At 61.2% G+C, this 24,743-nt stretch carries 26 protein-coding genes and 1 tRNA gene; 14 read left to right on the forward strand and 13 right to left on the reverse strand.

The annotated features are described in order from the left end of the window. Positions 1-138: 138 nt before the first annotated feature. Both AC3WLP_RS05970 and AC3WLP_RS05975 read left to right on the forward strand, forming a co-directional pair. Positions 139-588, forward strand: a complete 450-nt coding sequence (locus AC3WLP_RS05970) for an Xre family toxin-antitoxin system antitoxin (protein WP_003250525.1) — start codon at positions 139-141, stop codon at positions 586-588. Further along, a complete protein-coding gene (locus AC3WLP_RS05975; protein ID WP_012052908.1) occupies positions 585-1,022 on the forward strand; it encodes an RES family NAD+ phosphorylase in 438 nt (145 codons plus the stop codon). The genes AC3WLP_RS05970 and AC3WLP_RS05975 overlap by 4 nt, the downstream gene beginning before the upstream one ends. A 168-nt stretch (positions 1,023-1,190) precedes the next feature. Here the strand turns inward: AC3WLP_RS05975 and AC3WLP_RS05980 are convergent, their stop codons facing one another. After that, positions 1,191-2,345, reverse strand: a complete 1,155-nt coding sequence (locus AC3WLP_RS05980) for a cysteine desulfurase family protein (RefSeq protein ID WP_088512873.1) — start codon at positions 2,343-2,345, stop codon at positions 1,191-1,193. Positions 2,346-2,538: 193 nt separating this feature from the next. Next, positions 2,539-3,462 carry a LysR family transcriptional regulator gene (locus tag AC3WLP_RS05985; protein ID WP_014753760.1) on the reverse strand — a complete coding sequence of 308 codons (924 nt, stop codon included), beginning with the start codon at positions 3,460-3,462 and terminating at the stop codon, positions 2,539-2,541. 140 nt (positions 3,463-3,602) lie between these two features. On the opposite strand from AC3WLP_RS05985, the gene AC3WLP_RS05990 reads away from it, so the two are divergent. Then, entirely contained in the window at positions 3,603-4,832 is a 1,230-nt protein-coding gene (locus tag AC3WLP_RS05990) for an acyl-CoA dehydrogenase (RefSeq protein ID WP_014753759.1), read from the forward strand. Positions 4,833-4,927: 95 nt separating this feature from the next. On the opposite strand, the gene AC3WLP_RS05995 is transcribed toward AC3WLP_RS05990, so the two are convergent. After that, positions 4,928-5,992 carry a TerC family protein gene (locus tag AC3WLP_RS05995; RefSeq protein ID WP_041167238.1) on the reverse strand — a complete coding sequence of 355 codons (1,065 nt, stop codon included), beginning with the start codon at positions 5,990-5,992 and terminating at the stop codon, positions 4,928-4,930. A 321-nt stretch (positions 5,993-6,313) separates the two neighbouring features. Between AC3WLP_RS05995 and ahpC the strand changes: the two genes are divergently transcribed. The 3 genes from ahpC to AC3WLP_RS06010 all read left to right on the forward strand — a co-directional run bounded on the left by ahpC (position 6,314) and on the right by AC3WLP_RS06010 (position 9,361). Continuing rightward, positions 6,314-6,877, forward strand: a complete 564-nt coding sequence (ahpC, locus tag AC3WLP_RS06000; protein ID WP_003250537.1) for an alkyl hydroperoxide reductase subunit C — start codon at positions 6,314-6,316, stop codon at positions 6,875-6,877. 124 nt (positions 6,878-7,001) lie between these two features. Beyond that, on the forward strand, positions 7,002-8,564 hold the full coding sequence (gene ahpF / locus AC3WLP_RS06005) for an alkyl hydroperoxide reductase subunit F (RefSeq protein ID WP_003250539.1): 1,563 nt from the start codon (positions 7,002-7,004) through the stop codon (positions 8,562-8,564). A 608-nt stretch (positions 8,565-9,172) separates the two neighbouring features. Continuing rightward, positions 9,173-9,361 carry a hypothetical protein gene (locus AC3WLP_RS06010; RefSeq protein WP_012052901.1) on the forward strand — a complete coding sequence of 63 codons (189 nt, stop codon included), beginning with the start codon at positions 9,173-9,175 and terminating at the stop codon, positions 9,359-9,361. A gap of 4 nt (positions 9,362-9,365) precedes the next feature. Here AC3WLP_RS06010 and AC3WLP_RS06015 read toward each other — a convergent pair whose 3' ends face one another. From AC3WLP_RS06015 to nhaR, 3 genes are all read right to left on the reverse strand, one after another. Next, positions 9,366-10,010, reverse strand: a complete 645-nt coding sequence (locus AC3WLP_RS06015; protein WP_012052900.1) for a YceH family protein — start codon at positions 10,008-10,010, stop codon at positions 9,366-9,368. Between the two features lie 88 nt (positions 10,011-10,098). Beyond that, positions 10,099-11,310: a serine/threonine transporter SstT gene (sstT, locus tag AC3WLP_RS06020; protein ID WP_014753754.1), complete on the reverse strand. Its 1,212-nt coding sequence runs from the start codon at positions 11,308-11,310 to the stop codon at positions 10,099-10,101. 97 nt (positions 11,311-11,407) lie between these two features. Then, a complete protein-coding gene (gene nhaR, locus AC3WLP_RS06025; protein WP_004573709.1) occupies positions 11,408-12,301 on the reverse strand; it encodes a transcriptional activator NhaR in 894 nt (297 codons plus the stop codon). 132 nt (positions 12,302-12,433) lie between these two features. On the opposite strand from nhaR, the gene AC3WLP_RS06030 reads away from it, so the two are divergent. Both AC3WLP_RS06030 and AC3WLP_RS06035 read left to right on the forward strand, forming a co-directional pair. After that, complete coding sequence (locus tag AC3WLP_RS06030; protein ID WP_003250549.1) at positions 12,434-12,673, forward strand: hypothetical protein; 240 nt, start codon at positions 12,434-12,436, stop codon at positions 12,671-12,673. A gap of 28 nt (positions 12,674-12,701) precedes the next feature. Then, a complete protein-coding gene (locus tag AC3WLP_RS06035; RefSeq protein ID WP_003250551.1) occupies positions 12,702-13,454 on the forward strand; it encodes a TerC family protein in 753 nt (250 codons plus the stop codon). A 129-nt stretch (positions 13,455-13,583) separates the two neighbouring features. Here AC3WLP_RS06035 and AC3WLP_RS06040 read toward each other — a convergent pair whose 3' ends face one another. Continuing rightward, the gene (locus AC3WLP_RS06040; protein WP_012052896.1) at positions 13,584-13,757 is read right to left on the reverse strand and encodes a hypothetical protein; all 174 of its coding nucleotides are present in this window, start codon (positions 13,755-13,757) and stop codon (positions 13,584-13,586) included. Between the two features lie 166 nt (positions 13,758-13,923). Between AC3WLP_RS06040 and AC3WLP_RS06045 the strand changes: the two genes are divergently transcribed. Further along, positions 13,924-14,658, forward strand: a complete 735-nt coding sequence (locus AC3WLP_RS06045; RefSeq protein ID WP_012052895.1) for a peptidase C39 family protein — start codon at positions 13,924-13,926, stop codon at positions 14,656-14,658. Between the two features lie 111 nt (positions 14,659-14,769). Here the strand turns inward: AC3WLP_RS06045 and AC3WLP_RS06050 are convergent, their stop codons facing one another. Beyond that, the gene (locus tag AC3WLP_RS06050) at positions 14,770-16,053 is read right to left on the reverse strand and encodes an NAD(P)/FAD-dependent oxidoreductase (protein ID WP_003250557.1); all 1,284 of its coding nucleotides are present in this window, start codon (positions 16,051-16,053) and stop codon (positions 14,770-14,772) included. Between the two features lie 202 nt (positions 16,054-16,255). Between AC3WLP_RS06050 and AC3WLP_RS06055 the strand changes: the two genes are divergently transcribed. From AC3WLP_RS06055 to AC3WLP_RS06065, 3 genes are all read left to right on the forward strand, one after another. Then, positions 16,256-16,332 (forward strand) — tRNA-Val (locus AC3WLP_RS06055). A gap of 131 nt (positions 16,333-16,463) precedes the next feature. Further along, positions 16,464-17,033 (forward strand): SPOR domain-containing protein, encoded by a 570-nt coding sequence (locus AC3WLP_RS06060; RefSeq protein ID WP_012052893.1) that lies wholly within the window; start codon positions 16,464-16,466, stop codon positions 17,031-17,033. Positions 17,034-17,195: 162 nt separating this feature from the next. Beyond that, on the forward strand, positions 17,196-17,621 hold the full coding sequence (locus AC3WLP_RS06065) for a hypothetical protein (protein WP_003250560.1): 426 nt from the start codon (positions 17,196-17,198) through the stop codon (positions 17,619-17,621). A 3-nt stretch (positions 17,622-17,624) separates the two neighbouring features. Here the strand turns inward: AC3WLP_RS06065 and AC3WLP_RS06070 are convergent, their stop codons facing one another. The 4 genes from AC3WLP_RS06070 to cynS all read right to left on the reverse strand — a co-directional run bounded on the left by AC3WLP_RS06070 (position 17,625) and on the right by cynS (position 20,115). Next, entirely contained in the window at positions 17,625-18,317 is a 693-nt protein-coding gene (locus AC3WLP_RS06070) for an endonuclease (protein ID WP_014860898.1), read from the reverse strand. A gap of 6 nt (positions 18,318-18,323) precedes the next feature. Then, positions 18,324-18,566 (reverse strand): DUF1654 domain-containing protein, encoded by a 243-nt coding sequence (locus AC3WLP_RS06075; RefSeq protein ID WP_004574330.1) that lies wholly within the window; start codon positions 18,564-18,566, stop codon positions 18,324-18,326. Positions 18,567-18,786: 220 nt separating this feature from the next. Beyond that, on the reverse strand, positions 18,787-19,611 hold the full coding sequence (locus AC3WLP_RS06080; protein ID WP_004574329.1) for a formate/nitrite transporter family protein: 825 nt from the start codon (positions 19,609-19,611) through the stop codon (positions 18,787-18,789). A 63-nt stretch (positions 19,612-19,674) separates the two neighbouring features. Beyond that, entirely contained in the window at positions 19,675-20,115 is a 441-nt protein-coding gene (gene cynS / locus AC3WLP_RS06085) for a cyanase (RefSeq protein WP_017147724.1), read from the reverse strand. A gap of 200 nt (positions 20,116-20,315) precedes the next feature. Here cynS and AC3WLP_RS06090 point away from each other — a divergent pair, with 200 nt between their 5' ends. Next, positions 20,316-22,190 carry a sigma 54-interacting transcriptional regulator gene (locus AC3WLP_RS06090; protein WP_088512872.1) on the forward strand — a complete coding sequence of 625 codons (1,875 nt, stop codon included), beginning with the start codon at positions 20,316-20,318 and terminating at the stop codon, positions 22,188-22,190. 123 nt (positions 22,191-22,313) lie between these two features. On the opposite strand, the gene AC3WLP_RS06095 is transcribed toward AC3WLP_RS06090, so the two are convergent. After that, positions 22,314-23,402 carry an asparaginase gene (locus tag AC3WLP_RS06095; RefSeq protein WP_003250634.1) on the reverse strand — a complete coding sequence of 363 codons (1,089 nt, stop codon included), beginning with the start codon at positions 23,400-23,402 and terminating at the stop codon, positions 22,314-22,316. A 367-nt stretch (positions 23,403-23,769) separates the two neighbouring features. Between AC3WLP_RS06095 and AC3WLP_RS06100 the strand changes: the two genes are divergently transcribed. Then, the gene (locus AC3WLP_RS06100; RefSeq protein WP_012052887.1) at positions 23,770-24,729 is read left to right on the forward strand and encodes a sugar ABC transporter substrate-binding protein; all 960 of its coding nucleotides are present in this window, start codon (positions 23,770-23,772) and stop codon (positions 24,727-24,729) included. Positions 24,730-24,743: the final 14 nt, after the last annotated feature.

A 24,743-nucleotide genomic window follows, 5' to 3' on the forward strand; every position in this document is an offset into this window, starting at 1 on the left:
TCCGGGGCCGCTGTGCGGCCCTGGCAACGCTGGCGGTTAATCTGGCAAAGCCCAGACGTCGACCGCCCGATCAGGCAAACTGGCAATGACCCGGCATATACCGCATACTTATCGGCAAATGCCGAAAAGGAGCCTGCCATGCTTGCCGAAGTGCTTCGCGACAACGGTTACCACGAGTACCGGGCGCGCTTGCAGGCGCTGCTGGACATTCCCGAGCTTGCCAGCGATTTCGAAATCCACACCCGCATCACCGATGGTTTTGCCGCCACCTGGTTGGTAAAGCTGACCGAACGCGGTGTGCTCACGCCGGTGGAGCGCGACCAGATCATCCCGCTGCGCACCCTCAAATCCCGTATCGAGCGCGACCAACCGCTGACCGTGGATGAGAGCGATCGGCTGTTCCGCTCGGCCCACATCACCGCCATGGCCGAGGCTGTGTTCGGTGAAGCGGGCAAGGCCAAACGCTGGCTTTCCAAGCCCAAGGAGCGTTTCTCGGGGCTGACGCCGATGCAGATGCTCACCACCCAGCAAGGCACCACGCAGGTCGAAGAAATGCTGCTGCAGATTGCCGAGGGCTATGGCCTGTGATTTTGTGGCGAATCAGCGCCTATGCAGACTTGAGCGGTACGGGGGGCTTGCGTGTAAGTGGCCGCTGGCACCAGGCGGGTCGGCCGGTGGTGTATGCCGCCACCAGCCCTCCCGGGGCGATGCTGGAAGTGTTGGTGCACCTTGAGATCGACCCCGAGGATTTCCCGACCACCATGCGCTTGCTTCGCATCGAACTGCCCGACACGGTTTCCCAGGCGCAGTTGCCCGCTTTGCAGCCCGGCTGGTCTGCTCAGCCTGAGTTGACCCGTACGCTGGGCAATCGCTTTCTGGATGACGGTTCGGCATTGCTGCTGCCGGTGCCAAGCGCGATCATGCCCAGCACCACCAATTACCTGTTCAACCCACGCCACCCGCAGGCGCAGAGCGCGAAAATCCAGGTTGAGGATTTCACGCCGGACAGCCGCCTGTTCTAGTGTGGTGTTTTGCAAATACGGCCAATAACTCGCGAGCGATTTTTGCGCTCAGGCAAGGCGTCGCGACGAGTCGTAGCCCAGCTACGGCGAGGAGCGACAACGCCGCATGAGCGCAAAAAGCGCCGCGAGTTATGGTCGTTATTTGTGAAACACCACACTAGGGCGTGGTCACCACAGTGCTGCCGATGCTGACGCCAGCACCCGGCCAAACACTTCGAGCGCCTTGTCCACGTCAGCCTCGGTGCTGAAACGGCCGATGCTCAAACGCACACTGTTGCGAGCCTGACACTCATCCAGCCCCAGTGCCAGCAGCACATGCGAGGCAGCGTTGCTCGCCGAGTTGCAGGCCGAGGTGGTCGACAAGGCCAGCTCGCCGGCCAGCGCCGCGCTGTTGAAGCCTTTGCTGTCGATGCACAGGTTCAAGGTATGGGGAATGCGTTGCTTGGCGCAGCCGTTCAAGGTAACGCCGGGCATGGCCAGCAGGCTTGTGCGCAGGCGTCTTGCCAGTTGCTCGAGGCGCTGGTGTTCGCTGTCGCCAGGTTGGCCGGCCAAGGCAAAGGCGCTGCCCATGCCCGCTATCTGATGGGTCGCCAGGGTGCCGGAACGCAGGCCCTGCTCGTGGCCGCCGCCGTGCATCTGCGCACGCATCAGCACGCGGGCGCGCGGCCCGACATACAGCGCACCGATGCCTTTTGGCCCGTAGACCTTGTGCGCCGAAAAAGACATCAGGTCCACGGCCATCGTATGCAGGTCGATCGCCAGCTTGCCCACGGCCTGCGCGGCATCCACGTGCAGCAGGGCACCATGGGCACGTACCTGCTCGCCGACCGCGGCAAAATCAGTGACCGTGCCCAGTTCGTTGTTGACCGCCATCAGCGATACCAGGCGGGTGTCAGCGCGCAACGCTGCCTGCACGCTTGCAGGCTGAATCAGGCCATTGCCATCCGGTGCCAGGCGTGTAACGGCCCAGCCCTGGCGCTCCAGTTCGGCCACGGTGTCGAGCACGGCCTTGTGTTCCAGTTGGCTGGTGATCAGGTGCCCGGGCTGGCCGATGCCTTGGGCAATACCCTTGAGCGCCAGGTTGTTGGACTCGGTCGCACCTGACGTCCATACCAGATGCTCGGCGTGCGCGCCGACGCACTCGGCGACTTGCTGGCGCGCTTGTTCCACGGCGTGACGTGCAGCCTGGCCGAAGGCGTGGCCGCTGGACGCCGGGTTGCCGAAGTTGGCCTGGTTACCCAGGCAGGCGAGCATGGTTTCGATAACCCGGTCGTCGACTGGGGTAGTGGCGGCGTAATCGAAGTAGAGTGGGGCGCTAGGCATTGAGGGCGGGTCCGTGTCAGTGGCCGTCAAATCGGCAATCATTGACGTAAGCGTACCTGCCAGCAGCGGTATTTTTTTCGTTTCCCTCAGGTCAATTCGCGATTATTTTAGAAAAAAATTCTCTATCGAAGATCTTTCATGGGATTTTCTACTTTGCCTGGTGAGGGCCATGAAGGGGCCCTCGCCGGCACCGTCAGGGCTCCAGAGCCTTCTCTTCCTCTGCAACCACGCGCTCGCACAATTCCGTAATCTGCTCGCGCATCCAGCGGTTGGCCGGGTCCTGGTCGGTGCTTTCATGCCAGTACAGGTGCGTTTCCAGCGCAGGGACCTCCACCGGCAGCGCCTGATAACGCAACTGATGGCGACGGGCGAAGCGCTCGGGGACCGTCATCGCCATGTCGGTCTGCTGCAACACCTGCGACGCCATCAGGTAGTGTTGCGAACGCAGGGCGACCTTGCGTTGAACCCCCATCTTGCCCAGCGCCAGGTCGACGTAACCCAGGCCGTTGCGGCGGCTGGAGATATGGATGTGGGTCATGCCCAGGTAGCTGTCGAGGGTCAGCTTGCTGTCGGCCAGCGGGTGACCCTGGCGCAGGGCGCAGACATAGCGGTCTTGCATCAGTTTGATGTGGCGCACCTGCGGGTCGGTGTTCAGTGGCGCGTCGATGGCAAAGTCCAGGCGGCCGGCCGCGAGTTCCTTGGTGGTCTCGCGGCGCTTGCACAGGAAGCTTTCGATCATGACTGCCGGCGCCAGGCGGCGCAGGCGCTGGAACAGCGGCGGCAGGATGACCGCCTCGGTCAGGTCGGTCATGCTGATGCGGAAGGTCTTGTTGGCCTGCTGCGGGTTGAACGTGCGGCTTTCCTGCACCGAAGTCCGCAGCAGCGCCAGCGCGTTGCGCACAGGGCCGATGATGTTCTGCGCCATGGGTGTGGGCACCATGCCTTGCGCGGTACGCACGAACAGCGGGTCATTGAAGGTTTCGCGCAGGCGCGACAGGGCATTGGACACTGCCGGCTGGGTAATGCCGACGATCTGCCCGGCGCGGGTCAGGTTGGCTTCGGTGTAGATCGCATCGAACACGATGAACAGGTTGAGGTCGACCTTGCTAAGGTTCATGGGCGCCGCTCTTTATTGGAATTATCGGCCGATCATATATCGGTTATGAATGTTTATACACGCGGAAAATAGACTAGGTGGATGGAGCAATGCTGCTCTAGGCTCTGGCCCACGTACTCCGAACTGTGAAGGTAGCCCAGATGGATTTCGCCTATTCGCCCAAGGTCCAGGCACTGCGCGAGCGTGTCACTGCGTTCATGGACGCTCATGTCTACCCCGCCGAAGCCGTGTTCGAGCGCCAGGTCGCCGAGGGTGACCGCTGGCAGCCCACTGCAATCATGGAGGCGCTCAAGGCCAAGGCCCGCGCCGAAGGGTTGTGGAACCTGTTCTTACCAGAGTCGGAATACGGCGCCGGCCTGAGCAACCTGGAGTACGCACCGCTGGCAGAGATCATGGGCCGCTCGTTGCTCGGGCCGGAGCCGTTCAACTGCTCGGCGCCGGACACTGGCAACATGGAAGTGCTGGTGCGCTACGGCAGCGAGGCGCAAAAACGCCAGTGGCTGGAGCCGCTGCTGCGTGGTGAGATCCGCTCGGCGTTTGCCATGACCGAACCGGACGTGGCCTCTTCGGACGCCACCAACATGGCTGCTACTGCCATACGGGACGGTGACGAGTGGGTGATCAACGGCCGCAAGTGGTGGACTTCCGGCGCCTGCGACCCGCGCTGCAAGGTCATGATCTTCATGGGCCTGTCTGACCCTGAAGGGCCACGCCACCAGCAGCATTCCATGGTGCTGGTGCCGACCGACACGCCAGGCGTGAAGATCGTCCGCCCGCTGCCGGTATTCGGTTATGACGATGCGCCCCATGGTCATGCCGAAGTCCTTTTCGAGCATGTGCGGGTGCCGTACGAAAACGTGATCCTTGGCGAAGGCCGCGGCTTCGAAATTGCCCAGGGCCGCCTGGGGCCAGGGCGTATCCACCACTGCATGCGCTCGATCGGCATGGCCGAGCGCGCACTGGAGCTGATGTGCAAGCGCTCGGTGGAGCGTACTGCTTTTGGTCGGCCACTGGCACGCCTGGGCGGCAACGTCGACAAGATCGCCGACTCGCGCATGGAAATCGACATGGCCCGGCTGCTGACGCTCAAAGCGGCCTACATGATGGACACCGTCGGCAACAAGGTGGCCCGTAGCGAGATCGCCCAGATCAAGGTGGTGGCGCCGAACGTGGCCTTGAAGGTGATCGACCGGGCTATCCAGATACATGGCGGGGCAGGGGTAAGCGGCGATTTCCCGCTGGCCTACATGTATGCCATGCAGCGCACCCTGCGCCTGGCTGACGGGCCGGATGAAGTGCACAGGGCGGCGATTGGCAAATACGAGATTGGCAAGTATGTGCCGGTGGAGATGTTGCGTAGCGGGCGGTGAACGCGTCAGCCTGCGCCGGCCCATTCGCGGGTGAGCCCGCGCCTACACGGGCAGCACTCAGCTTGCCCGCGACGTGGCCAGTGCAAGTGATTCACTCAGGCACCTAGTTGCGTGTCTTTTTCTCTCTTGGACGCGGGTTCTTGTCCAATGGCGTGCGGCTGGTGCCCATCCATACTGTCATCCTTTTTTTGCCCCCGCGTCTTGATCAACGAAATCACCACCCCACCCAGCAACAACCCGAATGTCACGCCCAACGACAGCAGCGCCGGCACCTTGCCCACCATGCCGTGGTAGAAAATCTTGCAGCCAATGAAGATCAACACCAGTGCCAGTGCGTACTTGAGGTAGACGAACCGGTGCATCAGCGCCGCCAGCGCGAAATACAGCGAGCGTAAGCCGAGGATGGCGAAGATGTTGGAGGTGTAGACGATGAACGGGTCCTGGGTGATGGCGAAGATCGCCGGCACGCTGTCGACGGCAAACACCAGGTCGGCCAGTTCGATCAGTACCAGCGCCAGAAACAGCGGGGTGGCATAACGCAGCGCCTTGCTGTGCCCGGCCGGGGTGTGGCGTACGAAGAAGTGCGAGCCATGGATCTGGTCGGTAACCCGCATGTGCCGCCGCACGAACTTGAGGATCGGGTTGTTGGCCAGGTCCGGGCGGCTGTCTTCCTTCGACAGCGCCATTTTCACCCCGGTAAACAGCAGGAAGGCACCGAAGATGTAAAGCACCCAGGCAAAGTTCTGTACCAGCGCCGCGCCCACGCCGATCATGATGGCCCGCAGGAACACCACGCCCAGGATGCCCCAGAACAGCACGCGGTGCTGGTAGCGGCGGGGGATGGCGAAGTAGCTGAAGATCATCGCCATGACGAACACGTTGTCCATGGACAGCGACTGTTCGACCAGGAAACCGGTGTAGAACTCCAGTGCCGACTGCGCACCCAACTGGTACCAGACCCCCGCGCCGAACAGCACACCGACACTGAAATAGCCTGAATACAGCAGCAGGCTCTCGCGCATTTCAATTTCCCGGTCGTGGCGGTGCAGCACGCCCAGGTCGAGCACCAACAAACCGATGACGATGGCCATGAACACCAGCCACAACCAGGCGCTGGTACCGAGGACAGGTGTTGTGAGGAATGCTTGCAGAGCTGTCATGAGCCCCTCCTTGAATGTCGACGTTGCAAGGCAACAGTGATCCGACATGGCGGCTTGGCAGCCGTCAGAGGGGCCCGGTATCACATGGGTTTGAGCCTAGACCCGTTTGCCCGCGATGCCGAATGGGGAGCTGTTACATTTCTTTGCCAGTGCAGCGCTCAGGACCGCAATCCTTTGCTCAGCCCGTTCCCTTCTATTAAGTAACCCCGGTTATAGCCAAAACCAATTGAAAGCATGAGCTTTGCCAATGAGCCTTCAGCGGGATGATTGGTTAGGATTCTGTGCATCAACTGATTCCAACCCCATGAAGGAGTGTCTCTCATGCCAATCATCAACAGCCAGGTCAAACCCTTCAACGCCACCGCCTACCACAAAGGCGAGTTCGTTCAGGTCAGCGAAGCCGATCTGAAAGGCAAGTGGTCTGTCGTGTTCTTCTACCCGGCCGACTTCACCTTCGTTTGCCCGACCGAGCTGGGTGACCTTGCTGACAACTACGCCGAGTTCCAGAAACTGGGCGTGGAAATCTACGGTGTTTCCACCGACACCCACTTCACTCACAAAGCCTGGCACGACACTTCGGACACCATCGGCAAGATCGAATACCCGCTGATCGGTGACCCGACTCACGTCATTTCGCGCAACTTCGACGTGCTGATCGAAGAAGCCGGCCTGGCCGACCGCGGTACCTTCGTGATCAACCCGGAAGGCCAGATCAAGATTGTCGAGCTGAACGACGGTGGTGTAGGCCGTGATGCTGCTGAACTGCTGCGTAAGGTCAAGGCTGCTCAGTACGTTGCCGCTCACCCAGGCGAAGTGTGCCCGGCCAAGTGGAAAGAAGGCGAAGCCACTCTGGCGCCGTCGCTGGACCTCGTAGGCAAGATCTAAGGTCATGCCCATAACGCGGGCGGTAAGCAGCCGCCAAAGCTGAAGTACCTACCGCCCCGTCAAGCGCCCGGGCGACCTCGCCTGGGCGTTTTTGTATCCGAGTTTTGAAAAAGGAATCGCCCGTATGTTGGACGCCACGCTTAAATCGCAACTGAAAACCTACCTGGAGCGGGTCACCCAGCCGATCGAGATCGTTGCTTCCCTCGACGACGGCGCGAAGTCCCGCGAATTGCACGACCTGCTGGTAGAGATTGCCAGCCTGTCGAACCTCATTACCTTCAGCGCGGACGGTACCGATGCCCGTCGCCCTTCGTTCTCGCTGAACCGCCCGGGTGCCGATATCAGCCTGCGCTTCGCCGGCATCCCCATGGGCCACGAGTTCACATCGCTGGTGCTGGCACTGCTGCAAGTGGGTGGCCACCCGTCAAAGGCCAGTGCCGAAGTGATCGAGCAGATCCAGGCCCTGGAAGGTGAATTCAACTTCGAAACCTACTTCTCGCTGTCGTGCCAGAACTGCCCGGACGTCGTCCAGGCACTGAACCTGATGGCGGTACTCAACCCCAACGTGCGCCATGTTGCCATCGACGGTGCGCTGTTCCAGGACGAAGTGGAATCGCGCAAGATCATGGCGGTTCCGAGTATCTACCTCAACGGTGAAGTGTTTGGTCAGGGCCGTATGGGCCTGGAAGAAATCATTGGCAAGATCGACACCAACGCTGGCGCCCGCCAGGCCGAGAAGATCAACGCCAAGGAAGCCTTTGACGTGCTGGTTGTCGGCGGTGGCCCCGCTGGCGCCGCGGCTGCCATCTACGCTGCCCGCAAGGGCATACGCACCGGTGTTGCCGCCGAGCGCTTCGGCGGCCAGGTGCTGGACACTCTGGCCATCGAGAACTTCATCTCGGTGCAGGAAACCGAAGGGCCGAAGCTGGCCACGGCGCTGGAAGAGCACGTCAAACAGTACGACGTCGACATCATGAACCTGCAGCGCGGTGAAGCGCTGATTCCGGCCGCCGAGGGCGGTCTGCACGAAGTGCGCCTGGCGGGGGGCGCTTCGCTGAAGGCCAAGACCGTGATCCTGGCCACCGGCGCCCGCTGGCGCGAAATGAACGTGCCGGGTGAGCAAGAGTACCGTGGCCGCGGCGTGGCCTACTGCCCGCACTGTGACGGCCCGCTGTTCAAGGGCAAACGCGTGGCGGTGATTGGCGGCGGCAACTCGGGTGTGGAAGCGGCCATCGACCTGGCCGGTATCGTCGCCCAGGTGACGCTGATCGAGTTCGACAGCCAGTTGCGTGCCGATGCGGTGTTGCAACGCAAGCTGCGCAGCCTGCCGAACGTCAACGTGATCACCAGCGCGCTGACCACCGAGGTGCTGGGCAATGGCGAGAAGGTCACCGGCCTGCGCTACAAGGACCGCACCACGGATGAACAGCACGAAGTGGCACTGGAAGGCATCTTCGTGCAGATTGGCCTGCTGCCCAACACTGACTGGCTGAAGGGCACCGTCGAGCTGTCGCCGCGTGGCGAAATCATTGTCGACGCCAAGGGCCAGACCAGCATCCCGGGTGTGTTTGCAGCAGGTGACGTGACTACCGTGCCATACAAGCAGATCGTCATTGCGGTGGGTGAGGGGGCCAAGGCGTCGCTCGCGGCCTTTGACCACCTGATTCGGACTTCGGCACCGGCGTAAGCCTGTACGGCCCTTTCGCGGTTGGAGCCGCTCTCACAGGACTGCGCAGTTGTTGAAACTGTGAAGATCCCCGTAGGAGCGGGTTTACCCGCGAAGAGGCCGGGCCTGCTGGCCAATCACCACCCGCCGTTCACCGTTGCTGCCGCTACCGTATTCGCGGGTAAACCCGCTCCTACATCGGATCGGTGGTGGACAGATGTCGGTGGCTGGACACAGGCCGTCGTGTAGGAGCGGGTTCACCCGCGAAAGGGCCGGCCCTGCTGGCCAATCTCCACCCGCCGGTCACCGCTGCCGCCGCTACCGTATTCGCGGGTAAACCCGCTCCTACACCTGATCAGGGTTGGACACACATTGGTGATTGGGCGCAGGCCGTCGTGTAGGAGCGGGTTTACCCGCGAAGAGGCCGGGCCTGCTGGCCAGTCTCCACCCGTCGTTCACCGTTGCTGCCGCTACCGTATTCGCGGGTAAACCCGCTCCTACACTGGACACGCATCGAGGGTTGGACACAGGCCGCTGTAGGAGCGGGTTCACCCGCGAAAGGGCCGGTGCAAGCAAAGCAGCACCTGAAGGTGTCTATGCTTACTGCAGACCCCTCAGGAATCACACCCATGACCCTGATCAGCCGCGAACCCTGGTGGCTAGTCCCCCCACAGCCCGGACAGCAAGAGCAGGACCTGCACTGGGGCTACCTGGAAATCTACGCCGACGGTCGCGCTGTGTTCGTCGACCAGCGCCCCACTGACCGGGAGCTGGCCGAGCGCAAAAGCTGCCGCAATTTCCCCGACCCCGAGCCGTGAAGGCTCAGCCTTCCAGCTCGGCCAGGCGTGCTTCCAGCGCCGCAATGCGGGCTTCGAGGGCCTCGATGCGTTCTTCTGACACACTGCCGCCACTGCGCCCGCCGCCTTCTTGCTGCCGTGCAGCGAGAATTGCCTCGATTTCCGCTGGGTCGCCCAAGGCATGGGTGTAGCGGTCTTCACGCTGGCCGGCCTGGCGTGGCAGGTGCAAGGCCAGGCCCCGCGAGATCAGGCGCTCCAGCTGATGCTGGATCTGCTCGGTGTCGTCGAAGTCGTGCAGGCGGTTGCTACGGGTCAGCAGTTCGTTGAGGGTTTGCGGGCCCCGCAGGAACATCAGGCCCATCAGCACCAACTGCGCTGGCACCAGCTCCAGTGCCTTGTCTACCCGATGTTCCCAGCGGTCGGCACGGCTGCCCATCTGCAGGCGGGTCATGCCCTGACCTTCGAGGACGCGCAGGGCCTGGCCGACCTGGCCTTGGGTGAGGTTCATCACCGGCTCGCGGCTGGTCTTCTGGTTGCAGGCCAGGACCAGGGCATTGAGGGTCAGTGGGTAGCTTTCCGGGCTGGTGGCCTGCTTTTCGATCAGCGAGCCGAGAACGCGGACCTCGATGCTGTTGAAGCGGCCTTCACCTGCGGTTTCGTGTTCTGACATGGCCCTGTCTCGTGGCTGGGGAAAGGCCACTAGGGTAGGTAATGCGATCGCGTAAGGCAATTGGGGCCGCAAAGCGGCCCCGGCCCGCTTAGCCGTTACGCCGCTCTTGGGCCTGACACGCCGCCGCGGTGAACAGCACATCGGTCGAAGAATTCAGCGCCGTTTCGGCAGAATCCTGCAACACGCCGATGATGAAGCCCACCGCAACCACCTGCATGGCAATTTCGCTAGGGATGCCAAACAGGCTGCACGCCAGCGGAATCAGCAGCAGCGAACCCCCAGCCACGCCCGAGGCGCCGCAGGCGCACACTGCCGCCACCACGCTGAGCAGCACGGCAGTCGGCAGGTCCACCTGGATACCCAGGGTATGCACGGCGGCCAGGGTCAGCACGGTAATGGTGATCGCCGCACCGGCCATGTTGATGGTCGCGCCCAGCGGGATCGACACCGAGTAGGTGTCTTCATGCAGGCCAAGGCGTTCCGACAACGCCAGGTTCACCGGGATGTTGGCGGCCGAGCTGCGGGTGAAGAACGCGGTAATGCCGCTTTCACGCAGGCACAGCAGTGTCAGCGGGTAGGGGTTGCGGCGAATCTTCCAGAACACGATCAGCGGGTTCATCACCAGCGCCACGAACAGCATGCAGCCGATCAGTACCGCCAACAGGTGCAGGTAGCCGAGCAGCGCGTCCAGGCCCGACTGGGCCAGGGTGGAACTGACCAGGCCAAAGATGCCCAGCGGGGCGAAGCGGATGACCACGCGCACGATCAGGGTTACACCCGTGGACAGGTCTTCGACCACGGTACGGGTGGTTTCGCCGGCGTGGCGCAGGGCCACACCCAAGCCGATGGCCCACGTCAGCACGCCGATGAAGTTGGCATTGAGCAGGGCATTGACCGGGTTGTCTACCGCACTCAGCAGCAGGTTCTGCAGCACCTCGGTGATGCCGCCTGGCGCGCTCAGCGAGGCTTCGCTGGTGCTTAGTGCCAGGTGCGACGGGAACAGCATGCTGGCAACCACGGCCACCACTGCTGCGGCAAAGGTGCCCAGCAGGTACAGCCAGAGGATCGGGCGAATGTGGGTTTCCTGGCCGTGACGATGGTTGGCGACCGAAGCCATGACCAGGATGAACACCAGCACGGGCGCAACCGCCTTCAGGGCGCTGACAAACACCTTGCCAAGAAAGGCCAGGTCGCGGGCGATGGCAGGTGCCAGCAGGGCGAGGGCGATGCCAGCGAGCAGGCCGATGACGATCTGAGTCACCAGGCTGGTGCGGTTGAGGAAGCGGAGGAGAGGGGTCATGTGCAGCGGTATCTCGGAATCTGGAAAGGGCGGACTTTACCATAGAGCACCTGGTGGGCACGGCGCGCCTTGTTGCTAGTCAATGAGGCTTGGATGGCTACCAGTGAAACAACTCCCGCCGCGCCCCCTCGGTAATCGCCACGATCCCTGGGTGCTTGACCTTGCGCTCCACCGAAATGGCGTAGAACGACTCGTGCACGGCCTCGGTCTGCCCGATCAGTTGCACGCCATACTGACGGCACACCTCCTCGGCGATTACGCTGGGCGCAACGAAAATGCCGCTGCCCGACTGCCCGAACGCTTGCATCAAGGCACTGTCATCGAACTCCCCCACGATCCGTGGCTGCACCTGCTGCTCGCCCAGCCACCGCAGCAAGCGGCTGCTTACCACGGTCTCCTGGCCGGGAACCAGCAGCGGAGCATCCTGCAGGCAAGCTGGAAAAGGGCCTTCAAGCCGTTGTGCCAGCGCCGGGGTGGCGAAGAAGCTCAGCCCGCACTCGCCCAGCTTTTGGCTGTAGCACTTGATGTCCAGGTGGTTAGGCATGGGGCTGTCGGAAATCACCAGGTCCAGGCGCTGAATAGCCAGGTCTGCCAGTAAACGCTCAAGTTTGTCTTCGCGGCAGTTGATGCGCAGCACCTCTTCCAGGTCCATGGTCGGTGCCAGCAGGCGGTAGACAATGGATTTGGGCACTACGTCAGCCACCCCCACACGGAACAGGATCTGCTCCTGAGGGCCGGCACGCAGCATGGCTTCGAGCTCGCTGCCGATCTGAAACATCTGCTCTGCATACACCAGGGCCTGACGGCCGGTTTCTGTCAGTTCCAGCTGCCGGCCGGCGCGCTGGAACAGTTCCAGGCCGTAGGTTTGCTCGAACAGGGTGATCTGCCCGCTAATGGTTTGTGGTGTGAGGTTCAGCTGTTGGCTGGCGCGGGTGATGCTGCCCGTCTTGGCCACGGCCCAGAAGTAATGCAGCTGGCGATAGTTAAGCACCGTCGGTCGTTCCGATTCGTAAAAACCGAAGTATATGCCATGAAAATACGAATTTTCCTGAACTATTGCCGTCTCTAGAATGCACGGCTATCAGGCGCCATGCGCCGCCGGGTTATTTCAAGCGAGGACACCATGCTGCAACTCAAATCCATTGGCACCCCCTTGGTGCTGGCTTTGGCCCTGTTCACCCTGGCAGGCTGCGACCAGGCCGAGAAATCCGCCCAGCAGATGCTCGACCAGGCCGCGCAGTCGGCCAAGCAGGCCATCGACGACACCAACAAGGCTGCCCAGCAGGCGCTGAGCGAAGCCATCGGCGGCGAAGGGCAGAAGCCCAAGGATGCCGAGAAGAAAGAAGAAACCCAGGAAATCTGACCCCAACCGCTGCTGCAGGATTTGAACAATGGAATATTTGCTGGAACTCGCCGCTAGCCCTACCGCCTGGGTTGCCCTGGCTACGCTGGTGGCCATGGAAGTTGTACTGGGCATCGACAACCTGATCTTCATCTCGATCCTGACCAACAAACTGCCGGTGGAGTACCGCTCCAAGGCGCGGCGTATCGGTATCAGCATGGCCTTGGTCATGCGGCTGGCCTTGCTCAGCACCGTGGCCTGGATCGTCCAGTTGACCGACCCGGTGTTCGAAGTGTTCGGCAACGCCTTCTCGTGGAAGGATGTGATTCTGATTGCCGGTGGTTTGTTCTTGCTGTGGAAGGCGACCAAGGAAATTCACGAAAACGTCGACCCGCATGGCGCCAAGGAGGAAGCCAAAGTCTCCTCCACGGTGACCCTGGGCTTTGCTGCGGCGATCTTCCAGATCCTGCTGCTGGACATCGTCTTCTCGGTCGACAGCATCATCACCGCCGTGGGCATGACTGAGCACCTGCCCATCATGATTATCGCCGTTATCACGGCTGTGATCGTGATGATGGTGGCCGCCGACCCGCTGGCCAACTTTATCAACGACAACCCGACCGTGGTCATGCTGGCGCTGGGCTTCCTCATCATGATCGGCATGACGCTGATCGCCGAAGGCTTTGGCGCCCATGTACCCAAGGGCTATGTGTATGCGGCCATGGCGTTCTCGACGGCTATCGAGGTCCTCAACATTCTGGCCCGCCGAGCGCGTCTGAAGCGTGAGGCGGCTGAAGGTTGATGTAAAAAAGGGGCGCTTCGCGTCCCTTTCGCGGACAAGCCCGCTTCCACAGGTACCTCGCGTGGCACTGACATTGCGAATACCTGTGCAGCGGGCTTGTCAGTGAGTGGGGTTCGGGAAATCCTGAGGTTAGCTCACCCCGGCATGCCGCCGCGCCCGCCTTACTGGCTGTGGCTTGGCGGGTGCCTGCGGTGGCAGGTGGTGTGCATGACGCCGCACGATACGCAGTACACCCCACAGCATGGCGGCTGCGACGCTCAGCCACATGCCTACCAGCATGAGAATTGCCATGGTCAGGCTCATCTGTGCCTCCATCTTTGCGGCAAGCGCTTGATTGGCCCGCGTTTACCTTCCAGACACTGCTTTAGTCTAGCCCTTCGTCTGTGACGTTCCATCGAACAATGGTCTATCTCTAGGGCCGATTCGCTCCAAGGCGCTGTCGGACTATACCCGCGCCGCTGTCGGACCTATGATCGGTGGCCAGAGCCGGGCGCTGCCTGCCTGGCGTTGGAACAAGCGAGTGTCCATGGAGCAACATTCCTTCAAGGCTGCCCCCCGGCGGCTACTGGCGGCCTGCCTGCTGGCTGCCACCCTGGCCGGCTGCGCCAGCGCACCGCACGGCAACCTCAAGGGCCTGCCGCAGCGAGTCGAGATCAGCAGCGTGCCGTTCTACCGTGGCAACGCCAACCACAGCGGGGCCATGGCGCTGGCGGCAGTGCTGTCGCAGCAGGGGGCGCCAATCACGCCAGGGCTGCTGGACAAGCCGCTGAACCTGCCCCAGGGCGTTGAAGCGCTGGGCACCGGCATCCCCCGTGTTGCGCGGGAGTACGGCATGGTCGTGTACCCGTTGGACCAACAGCTGGACGCGCTGCTGACCCAAGTGGCGGCGGGCAACCCGGTGCTGCTGCGTTACGAGGACGGTTCGGCCTGGTGGGGCGAGCCCCGTTATGCCGTTTTGATCGGTTATGACCGCTACAAGCAGCGGGTGCTGCTGCGCGCAGGCATGCACCGGCGGCAGGTGATGGCGTTCGACGAGTTTGCCTCGGCGTGGGCGAAGCAAGGGAGTTGGGCGGTTTTGGTGCAGCCACCACGGCAGCTACCGGCCCAAGTGGATCGTCAGCGCTGGTTGCAGGCCGCCGATGAGCTGGCGCGGGCGGGGCAGGAGGTTGCAGCGAAGCAGGCTGTGAATAGCCTGAACAAGTAGTATTGCCTGTCCCGGCCCTTTCGCGGGCACGCCCGCTCCCACAGAAACCATGCAACCTGCACAAATTCTGTGGGAGCGGGCGTGCCCGCGAAGAGGCCAGGCCTGCTTACATCAGAAGCCCAGGCGATCGCGCAGGCTGTAGTACCAGGCACCGATGGCGCTGAACGGCACACGCAGCATCTGGCCACCCGGGAACGGATAGTGCGGCAGGCCGGCGAAGGCGTCGAAACGCTCTGCCTGGCCGCGCAGGGCCTCGGCCAGCACCTTGCCCGCCAGGTGGGTATAGGTCACGCCGTGGCCCGAGCAACCCTGCGAGTAGTAGATGTTGTCGCCAATCCGGCCAACCTGCGGCAGGCGCGACAAGGTCAGCAGGAAGTTACCGGTCCAGGCGTAGTCGATCTTCACGTTCTTCAGCTGCGGGAAGGCCTTGAGCATTTTCGGGCGGATGATCGCCTCGATGTTGGCCGGGTCACGCGCGCCGTACACCACGCCGCCACCGAAAATCAGGCGCTTGTCGCTGGTCAGGCGGTAGTAGTCGAGCAGGTAGTTGCAATCCTCGACACAGTAGTCCTGCGGCAGCAGGGTGCGTGCCAGTTCTTCGCCCAGTGGCTCGGTGGTGATCACCTGCGTGCCGCATGGCATGGACTTGGCGGCCAGCTCGGGTACCAGGTTGCCCAGGTAGGCGTTGCCGGCAACGATGATGAACTTGGCGCGGACCTTGCCCTGCGGGGTATGCACGACCGGGTTGGCACCGCGTTCGATGCGCACGGCCGGGGTTTGCTCATAGATGATGCCACCCAGCGACTCGACCGCGGCAGCTTCACCCAGGGCCAGGTTCAGCGGGTGGATGTGGCCGCCGCTCATGTCGAGCATGCCGCCGATGTAGCTGTCGCAGGCAACCACTTCGCGGATGCGCTTCTGGTCCATCAGCTCCAGCTGATTATGGCCAAAGCGTTCCCACAGGCGCTTTTGCGATTCCAGGTGGCCCATCTGCTTGCTGGTAAGGGCAGCGAATACGCCACCATCTTTCAGGTCGCACTGAATGTTGTACTTGGCCACGCGTTCACGAATGATGCGCCCGCCCTCGAAGGCCATGTGGCCCAGCAGTTGTGCCTGCTTGGGGCCGACGGTGCGTTCGATGACATCAATGTCGCGGCTGTAGCTGTTGACGATCTGGCCGCCGTTGCGGCCCGATGCGCCGAAGCCGACCTTGGCCGCTTCGACGATGCTCACCTTGAAGCCGTTCTCCAGAAGGAACAGGGCGCTGGACAGGCCGGTGTAGCCGGCACCGATGATGCACACATCGGTTTCCACCTCACCCTGCAGCGCCGGACGTGGCGGCACCGGGTTGGCCGAGGCGGCGTAGTAGGACTGGGGGTAGGGGGTGTTAGCCATGCTGCAGGAACCTCGTGTTTTATATTTTTAACGAATGTACCGATGCTATCAATAATAATAAACACCCGCTAGTCGTCTGGTGAAAATCCTTTACGGGGCCCCCTCAGCCAGCCTCTCTATAAAGAGTTTAAGATTCAGTGGGTTAGCGCGAAAAAAAGTGTTGACAGAGTTTTTGTAATGCGTAGAATGCGCACCACACGACAGGCACATAGCTCAGTTGGTTAGAGCACCACCTTGACATGGTGGGGGTCGTTGGTTCGAGTCCAATTGTGCCTACCAAATCGAAAAAGGGCGATCAGAAATGATCGCCCTTTTTGCATTTGCGCCCGAAGCAGCGTGTAACGTTTGGTCGCGGTTCGGGGCATACCCGGCGTGCTAGAATCCGCCCCTTCGAATCTGGAGGTACACGCGTGCGCAAACTGGCTGTGGTAATGGCAGTGCTCGCCCTGGCGGGCTGTGAGAACGAGGTCGAAGGCGTGCACAAGCAGGTGGCCGAACACCTGCATAACCCCAAGACCGCCAAGTTCGGCAACGTGCGGATCGACACCCAGGGCACCATCTGCGGTCAGGTCCGTGGCAAGGACGATGCCGGGCAGTACGAAGCCTACCGCAGCTACGTGGCGATCAAGCGCGATGGCCAGTACGACATCATCGTTGACGAAACCGGCAACAACCTGCGTATCCGTGAGCTCTGCGGCGGAGCCGACCTGCAGCGCCGTGCCGAGGCGCTGGCAGACCAGCCGGCGCCCCAGGGGTGGGATGTGGAAGTGGTACAGGGCGCCAACATGGGCGCACTCAGCGATATGACGGCGCGCCTGATCGAAAAGGGCATCCCGTCTTCGGTGGAGTACCGTGACGGCAAGCCGGTGGTGCTGATGGGGCCGTTCCCCACCCGCGAAGAAGCGCAAGCGCGCAGGGACGAAGTGATGGCCAAGCTGGGTACCGATTCGGTGGTCATCCAGCACGGCGCAGCACGCTAGGGTCTGTTCGAGAAGTCTTGAGACGCAGCATGACCAAGTATCAAGGCTTATCGTACAGAGCCTAAGCCAGTACAGTGGCGCCGCGGCCAAGGCTTGTGTCAGGCGCTGTTCACACAAGTTTGGCTATGCTTGGGTTGGGAGATGCCAAACGGGGAGGGCCTCATGTCTACACTGGAGCGGGCCATTGCCGTGGCCGCCAGGGCGCATGAAGGGCAATACGATAAGGGTGGGGCTGCTTATATCCTCCACCCGTTACGCGTGATGATGCGGGTTTCCACACCTGAGCAGCGGATTGTGGCGGTGCTTCACGATGTGATCGAAGACACCCCGCTGACCCTGTCCGACCTGGCGCGTGAGGGCTTCGCGCTGAAAATCCTGGCTGCGTTGCTGGCGCTTAGCCGCCGCGAAGGCGAGCCTTACCAGGATTTCGTGGTGCGCCTGGGCGAAGACCCGTTGGCGCGCACCGTCAAGCTGGCCGATCTGGCCGACAACAGCGACCTCTCGCGCATCCCTTGCCCGGGCCCCGCCGACCTGGCGCGGCTGGCCCGTTATCGCCAAGCCAGTGCCTACTTACAGGCGCTGGCCTGAGGATCAACCGCACGCCTTGAGGTTGACCGGCCCCACGAACGCGTTTCCTCGCCCCATCACGCAGGCGACCTGTTGGTTGCGTTGCTGCTCCCAGGCTTGCGGCGGGTAGGTCTTGTTCCAGGCTTCGAACAGCTGGCGGTCCTGTTTGGACAGGCGCAGGTTGTACTGCTTGCTCATGTAGAAGTAGGTGCGGGCGATCATGCCGCGGATCGACGGGCGCGGCATCACCTTCTTGGCCTTGAAGTCGACCTGGGTCAGGCAGCGGCCATACTGGCCGCGTTGTTCTGGTAGCCAGCCGAAGCTGAAGTTGCTGCGGTCGCCGTTGACCTCGCCGATGCTTGGCACCAGGTTGTGCAGGTCGGCTTCGGCGCGTTGGTACACTTCGTCATGCTGCGAGCACTGCTTGCGCCCGCCGCTCTGCCAACACTGGCGCTGATGGCCGATCTGCCAGGCGGGTACGATGTGTTCCCACTCGATGCGCGACGCGCGCTGGGCGTTCTTGCGTGGGGCATAGCCGCAAGATGCCAGGTCGACCTTGTTGCCTTTGTATTTACAGCCGCAATAGAACTCGGTCGATTGCGGCGCATAGAGCTTCCAGGCGACCTTCTTGGCCTCCTGGAAGGTGCGCGGGGCGTCGGCTTGAACAAGCGGAGTGGTCAGTAACAGGCAAGCTGCTGCGAAAAGCGAAACTCTCATGCGCCGTCAATCTTCCTTCGGTACGGTCCAGAAAATCTGCACGCCGCCATCGTCGCGATGGGCGAGGGTGACGTTGTCGTTTTCTGCGATCTCCTGAAGCAGGGTCTCCCAGTCATCCGGGCTTTCCTGTTCCAGGCGGAAGATCAGCGCCGCACGGCTGCGCTGGGCGGTGGGGCTGTTGATGATCTTCTGGATGCGTACACCCAGCTGTTCATAGCTGCTCGGGGTGGCGGAGGCGGTGCTGGACACAGGAATTTCCTTGTTTTGCTGTATGTGCATACAGTATTTCACTGTAAGTAAATTCGCAACAGCTTGTCAGGGGAAATCCAGCGTTGGTCCGTAAGCCATGACACCGTTCTGAAATGTAAACGATGTTCGGGTTAGTAGCAGTGCAAAGCAAAACCTCTTTTTTGTCCTGGGTATGAAGTGAGACAGGCGGCGACTGAGGCTGCCTGCCTTCTTTATCGCTTCAGCAGGTTGTTGCGCTGGTGGCTTTCTTCGCGGCCGTACGGATGTGGGTGCCGTACAGCGTCAGGCCTGTGAAGGCCAGGCCGCCCACCAGGTTGCCCAGTACGGTGGGGATTTCGTTCCACACCAGGTAGTCCATGAGCGAGAAGTCGCCGCCCATGATCATTGCGGAAGGGAACAGGAACATGTTCACGACCGAGTGCTCGAAGCCCATGAAGAAAAACAGCATGATCGGCATCCACATGGCGATCACCTTGCCGCTCACAGAGGTGGAGATCATCGCGCCGACCACGCCCATCGACACCATCCAGTTACACAGCACGCCACGCAGGAAGATCGTCAACCAGCCTGCCAGCCCGTATTGCTCGTAACCCAAGGTGCGGGCCTCACCGATGCTGGCAATTTTCTCTCCCACGGCACCGGGGGAAGCATGGAAACCATAGGTAAAGACGAAGGCCATCATGCAGGCGACCGTAAGGGCGCCGGCGAAGTTGCCGACGAACACCAGGCCCCAGTTGCGCAGAATTCCCCTAACGGTGACCCCGGGACGTTTGTCCAGTAATGCCAGCGGGGTGAGCATGAAGACCCCAGTGAGCAGGTCGAAGCCCATAAGGTAGAGCATTGAAAAACCAACCGGAAACAGTACTGCGCCTAGCAGGGCTGAGCCTGTCTGTACTGCGATGGTCACTGCGAATACGGCAGCCAGGGCCAGAATTGCCCCGGCCATGTAGCTGCGGATCAGTGTGTCGCGAGTGGACATGTGGACCTTTGATGCGCCGGCATCGAGCATCTTGGTGACAAAGTCGGTGGGTAGCAGATAAGACATGGCGGCTCCCTCAGTTGCGGGTCATAGGCGGCACCCCTGAGGGGTGCCGAGGGTTGGATGGGTTTACCAGGAACGGTATGGCAAGAACTTGCCATTGAGGGTCAACAGAACCCGGTCGCCTTTGGGGTCTTCGATTCGCTCGACATGCATGGAAAAGTCGATGGCACTCATGATGCCGTCGCCAAATTTTTCCTGGATCACGTCTTTCAGGGTCGGGCCATAGACGCCCACGACTTCGTACAGTCGATAGATCAGCGGGTCTTGAGGGATGGACTTGTCCCAGCCCTTGACTGGGAAAGCGGTTAAGGTGGTGGCGACTTGATCATCCAGCTCCAATACCTCGCAAAGATGCGTTGCCACTTCCCGCGGCGCGCTGTTCATGCCGTAGCAGACCGATGCAAGCCATACCGGGGCCTTGCCCACTGCGTTGGCAAGATCATCCCAGCTCAGGCCCTTGCGTGCTTTCGCGGCCATGATCAGGTGATGCATTTCAAGTTTGTCCATTATTTCTGCTCCCGCAGTTGGGTTTAAGGTGAACACACCCATAGCGAGAGATGTGCCAATCTCCATTATTTTTTAACTATCTGATTTTATTAGTTTATTTTTTATTGATAGCGATTTGGATTGACGAAATTTCGTGAATTACGAACTCTCGTAATATTGTTTACGAAATTTCGTGAAAATCGGCTGAAGGATATGCATCTGTGACAGACGCCGTCGCCCTCGGAGTCGCTGCCGACTCCGCCGTTGCCATGCTGTTAATCCACCCGGTAGATGATCGGGTACTGCAAGCCAACAACGCCGCGCTTGATTTACTGGGCTGCGCCGCAAATGAGCTGCCCGGTCATGCCTTTAGCCATTTTCTGCGAGGGGGAATCGCACTGTGGGTGAGCTTTACGGATGAGGTGCTGACTCAAGGCGAAGCGTGGTCGGACGACCTGCTGCTGGTGGATCTGCAACTGCGGCAAATAGCGGTGGAGGTTTCGGCTAGCGCGGTTGATGGCGGGAAAATTGTACTGGCGGTGCAGCGCCGGGACCTTCTGGAGCAGCGCCGTAACCGTGCAGAGGCGCGCCGCCAACACCGTTTGGGTCACGTGGGATGGGAGCGGATCAGCCAGGTGTTCGAGCGCATCCAGCAGCAAAACCGGCTGATTCTTGGTGCAGTTGGCGAGGGCATCTATGGGCTCGATACCCGGGGCCAGACCACGTTCATCAACCCCGCCGCCGAGCGTATTTTGGGGTGGAGTGCCGTCGACATGATTGGCCAGGATGCCCACCATTTGTTCCACCACAGCCATAGCGACGGACGTGCGTTCGAGGTCAATCAGTGCCCCATCCATGCTTCGTTCAGCGATGGACAAGTTCATCGCGTGGACCACGAGGTGTTCTGGCACAAGAGCGGCGAACCAATCGCCGTCGAGTACACCAGCACTCCAATCTTCGAGATGGGAAGGCTGGTGGGGGCGGTGGTGTTGTTTCGGGACATCCGCGAACGACAGCGCACTGAAGCGCGCCTGCGCGATGCGCTAAGTGAAGTAGAGCAGTTGAAGACTCGGCTGGAGATGGAAAACCAATACTTGCAGGAGGAAATCAACGCCCACGGCAATCACCACGAGATCGTCGGCGAAAGCCCAGCGGTCAAGCATCTGTTACAGCAGATCGACCTGGTCGCAGCTACCGACGCCAACGTGTTGGTCACCGGCGAGTCAGGCACGGGTAAGGAGCTTGTGGCTCGCGCGATTCATGCCAGCAGCCCCCGGCGCGACCGCCCTCTGATTCGGGTCAATTGCGCCGCGGTGCCCCGTGAATTGTTCGAGAGCGAGTTCTTCGGCCACCTCAAAGGGGCCTTCACCGGAGCGGTCAGCAACCGAGTGGGTCGCTTTGAGTTGGCAGACGGCGGAACCTTGTTTCTCGATGAGGTGGGAGAGATTCCGCTGGAGCTACAAAGCAAGTTGCTCCGTGTTCTACAGGACCGCCAGTTTGAGCCTGTAGGCGACAATCGCACCAGGGCCGTTGATGTGCGAGTTATCGCCGCAACGAACCGTGACCTGCGCGATATGGTCGCCCGAGGGGCGTTCCGGGAAGATTTATACTTCCGCTTGAATGTGTTCCCTATACGCTCGGTGCCCTTGCGGGAGCGACTTGAGGACATTCCGTTGCTCGCCAGCCATTTTCTTGAAAGGGCTAGCCTGGCGTTTAACAAGCCGGGCATTCGCATGTCGCTGACCCAAGTCGCGGTGCTTCAGCAGTACGCCTGGCCAGGCAACATCCGCGAGCTTCAAAATGTGATTGAGCGACAGACCATCGTCTCCCGAGACGGTCGCGTGAGCTTTCATGAGGTTCTGGCGCCAAACGGCCCGTCCAGTGGCCCAGTATCTTCAATTGCACAATGCCAGCCTGAGCCGACTGCCGACAAAGACTGGGAGCGGCAGATGAAGCTGAATGCGATCTCTGTGCTCAAACGAACAGCAGGGAAAGTCTCCGGCGAGGGTGGTGCTGCGCAATTGCTGGGGTTGAAGCCCACAACCTTGGCGTCTCGACTCAAGAAGTGGGGCGTTGATCCGAGAGATTACAAATAGAGCCGCTTGCGCAAGCCAGAGAAGAAACCCGCTGATGCGAGCCCCAGTTGAGTGGCGGCGGGGCGGGTTGATCTGGAAAGGAAGCATGGCCGGTGATGTGGGGCACCGGCCATGGGGGGTTGATCAGTACTCCCAGAAGATGCGTTGCAGCTCTTTGCTGTCCTGGGTCTTGGTCATTGCCACCATCGCCAGGATCCGCGCTTTTTGCGGGTTCAGGTCGTGAGCCACGACCCAGTCGTTCTTGTCATCCGGCTGTTCGGCGTTACGCAGTACGAAACCACCCTGGTTGACATGCGACGAGCGGATGATCTGCACGCCGTTCTTGCGCAGTTCTTGCAGCGCCGGGACTACCCGCGACGATACCGAACCGTTGCCGGTACCGGCATGGATCAGCGCCTTGGCGCCGTTCTGTGCCAGCGCCTTGTAGGCGGTGTCGGTGACGTTGCCATAGCCATAGGCAATGTCCACCTGCGGCAGGCTGCTGATCTGCTTGATATCGAACTCGGAATTGACCGTATGGCGCTTGGCCGGCAGGCGGAACCAGTACGATTTGCCTTCCACCACCATGCCCATCGGGCCCCAGGCGCTCTTGAAGGCTTCGGTCTTGATGTTGACCGCCTTGCTCACATCGCGGCCGGACTGGATCTCGTCGTTCATGGTCACCAGCACGCCCTTGCCACGCGACTGCTTGTCGCTGGCTACGGCCACGGCGTTGTACAGGTTGAGCATGCCGTCGGCGGACATGGCGGTACCCGGACGCATCGAGCCGACCACCACGATTGGCTTGTCGGTCTTCTCTACCAGGTTGAGGAAGTAGGCGGTTTCTTCGAGGGTGTCGGTGCCGTGGGTGATGACGATGCCGTCCACGTCCTTGCTTTCGGCCAGCTCGGCGACGCGCTTGCCCAGCTTCAGCAGGTCGTCATTGCTGATGCTCTCGGAGGCGATCTGCATCACTTGCTCGCCACGTACGTTGGCGATGTCGGCCAGTTCTGGCACGCCGGCGATGAGCTTGTCGACGCCCAGCTTGGCAGCCTGGTAAGTGGCGCTGTTGGCTGCGCTGGCGCCGGCGCCGGCAATGGTGCCGCCGGTGGCGAGGATGACCACGTTGGCCAGCTTCTGTTGGGTTTCGGCTTCTTTGGCCGAGGCGCTGGATGGCAGGATCAGCAGCAGGGCGAGTGCGCTGGGGGCGAAGGTTTTGAGTGCGGCATTCATCGTTATTGTTCTCGCTTCCTAGTGAGATAGTTATTGAGTCGCGCAGGGCTATAGGCATTTTTCGTACCAAGGCACCACGCGTTGCCTGGGTTGGAGCGGCCTTGCGTTGCAAGGGGCCGCGTAGCAGCCCCGGCAATGTGTGGTGTTGCACCGAGCCGCGCCTGCAAAAGGTGGCATTGCATTCGTAATTCCGAACAAAAAAAGGAAAAGGTGTTCGGGTTTTCGGAAAAGCCTGCATAATCGGCCCCGGCAGCACATCGGCCTCCGACAGCCAAACGGATTTGACAAACAACGGTCCTGTTACCATAGTTGGTCAGCGCAAACGTTTGCGATCCGATAAAAAACACAAGATTCGGAGTCATCGTTCATGAAGCTGCCGTTCCCCGGTCGTCTGCTGGCCCTCGCTGTCATTTCCTCGCTTAGCCTCGCCTTGCCATTGTCTGCCGCCCAGGCTGAAGACAAGCCCAAGGTCGCCCTTGTCATGAAGTCGCTGGCCAACGAGTTCTTCCGCACCATGGAAGACGGCGCCAAGGACTACCAGAAAACCCACGCCGACGAGTTCGACCTGATCGCCAACGGCATCAAGAACGAGACCGACACTGGCGAGCAGATCCGCATCGTCGAGCAGATGGTCAATGCCGGCGCCAAGGCGCTGGTGATTGCACCGGCTGACTCGAAAGCACTTGTGTCGGCGGTGAAGAAGGCCATGGACCAGGGCGTGGTGGTGATCAACATCGACAACCGTCTGGACCCTGACTTGCTCAAGAGCAAAGGCATCAGCGTTCCCTTCGTCGGCCCCGACAACCGCAAGGGCGCGCGCCTGGTTGGCGATTACCTGGCCAGCCAGAAGCTCAAGGCCGGCGACCAGGTGGGCATTATCGAAGGCGTGCCGACCACCACCAATGCCCAGCAGCGTACCGCCGGCTTCAAGGACGCCATGGACGCCGCGCAGATGAACATCGTCTCGGTACAAAGCGGCAATTGGGAGATCGACAAAGGCAATGCCGTCGCCGCCTCCATGCTCAACGAATACCCCGACCTGAAGGCCTTGCTGGCCGGAAACGACAGCATGGCACTGGGCGCTGTGTCCGCCGTGCGTGCCGCTGGCAAGGCCGGCCAGGTGCAAGTGGTGGGCTATGACAACATCAATGCCATCAAGCCAATGCTTGAAGACGGTCGCGTGCTTGCCACCCTCGACCAGGCCGCCAGCCAGCAGGCGGTGTATGGCATTCAGGCGGCGCTGAAAATGGTCAAGGGCGAAAAGCCTGATGTGGATGCCGACAACGTCATTCAGACCCCGGTCGAACTCATCACCAAGAAGCCCTGATGCTGCCAGGAGAA

The organism is Pseudomonas sp. FW305-E2 (assembly GCF_058782925.1).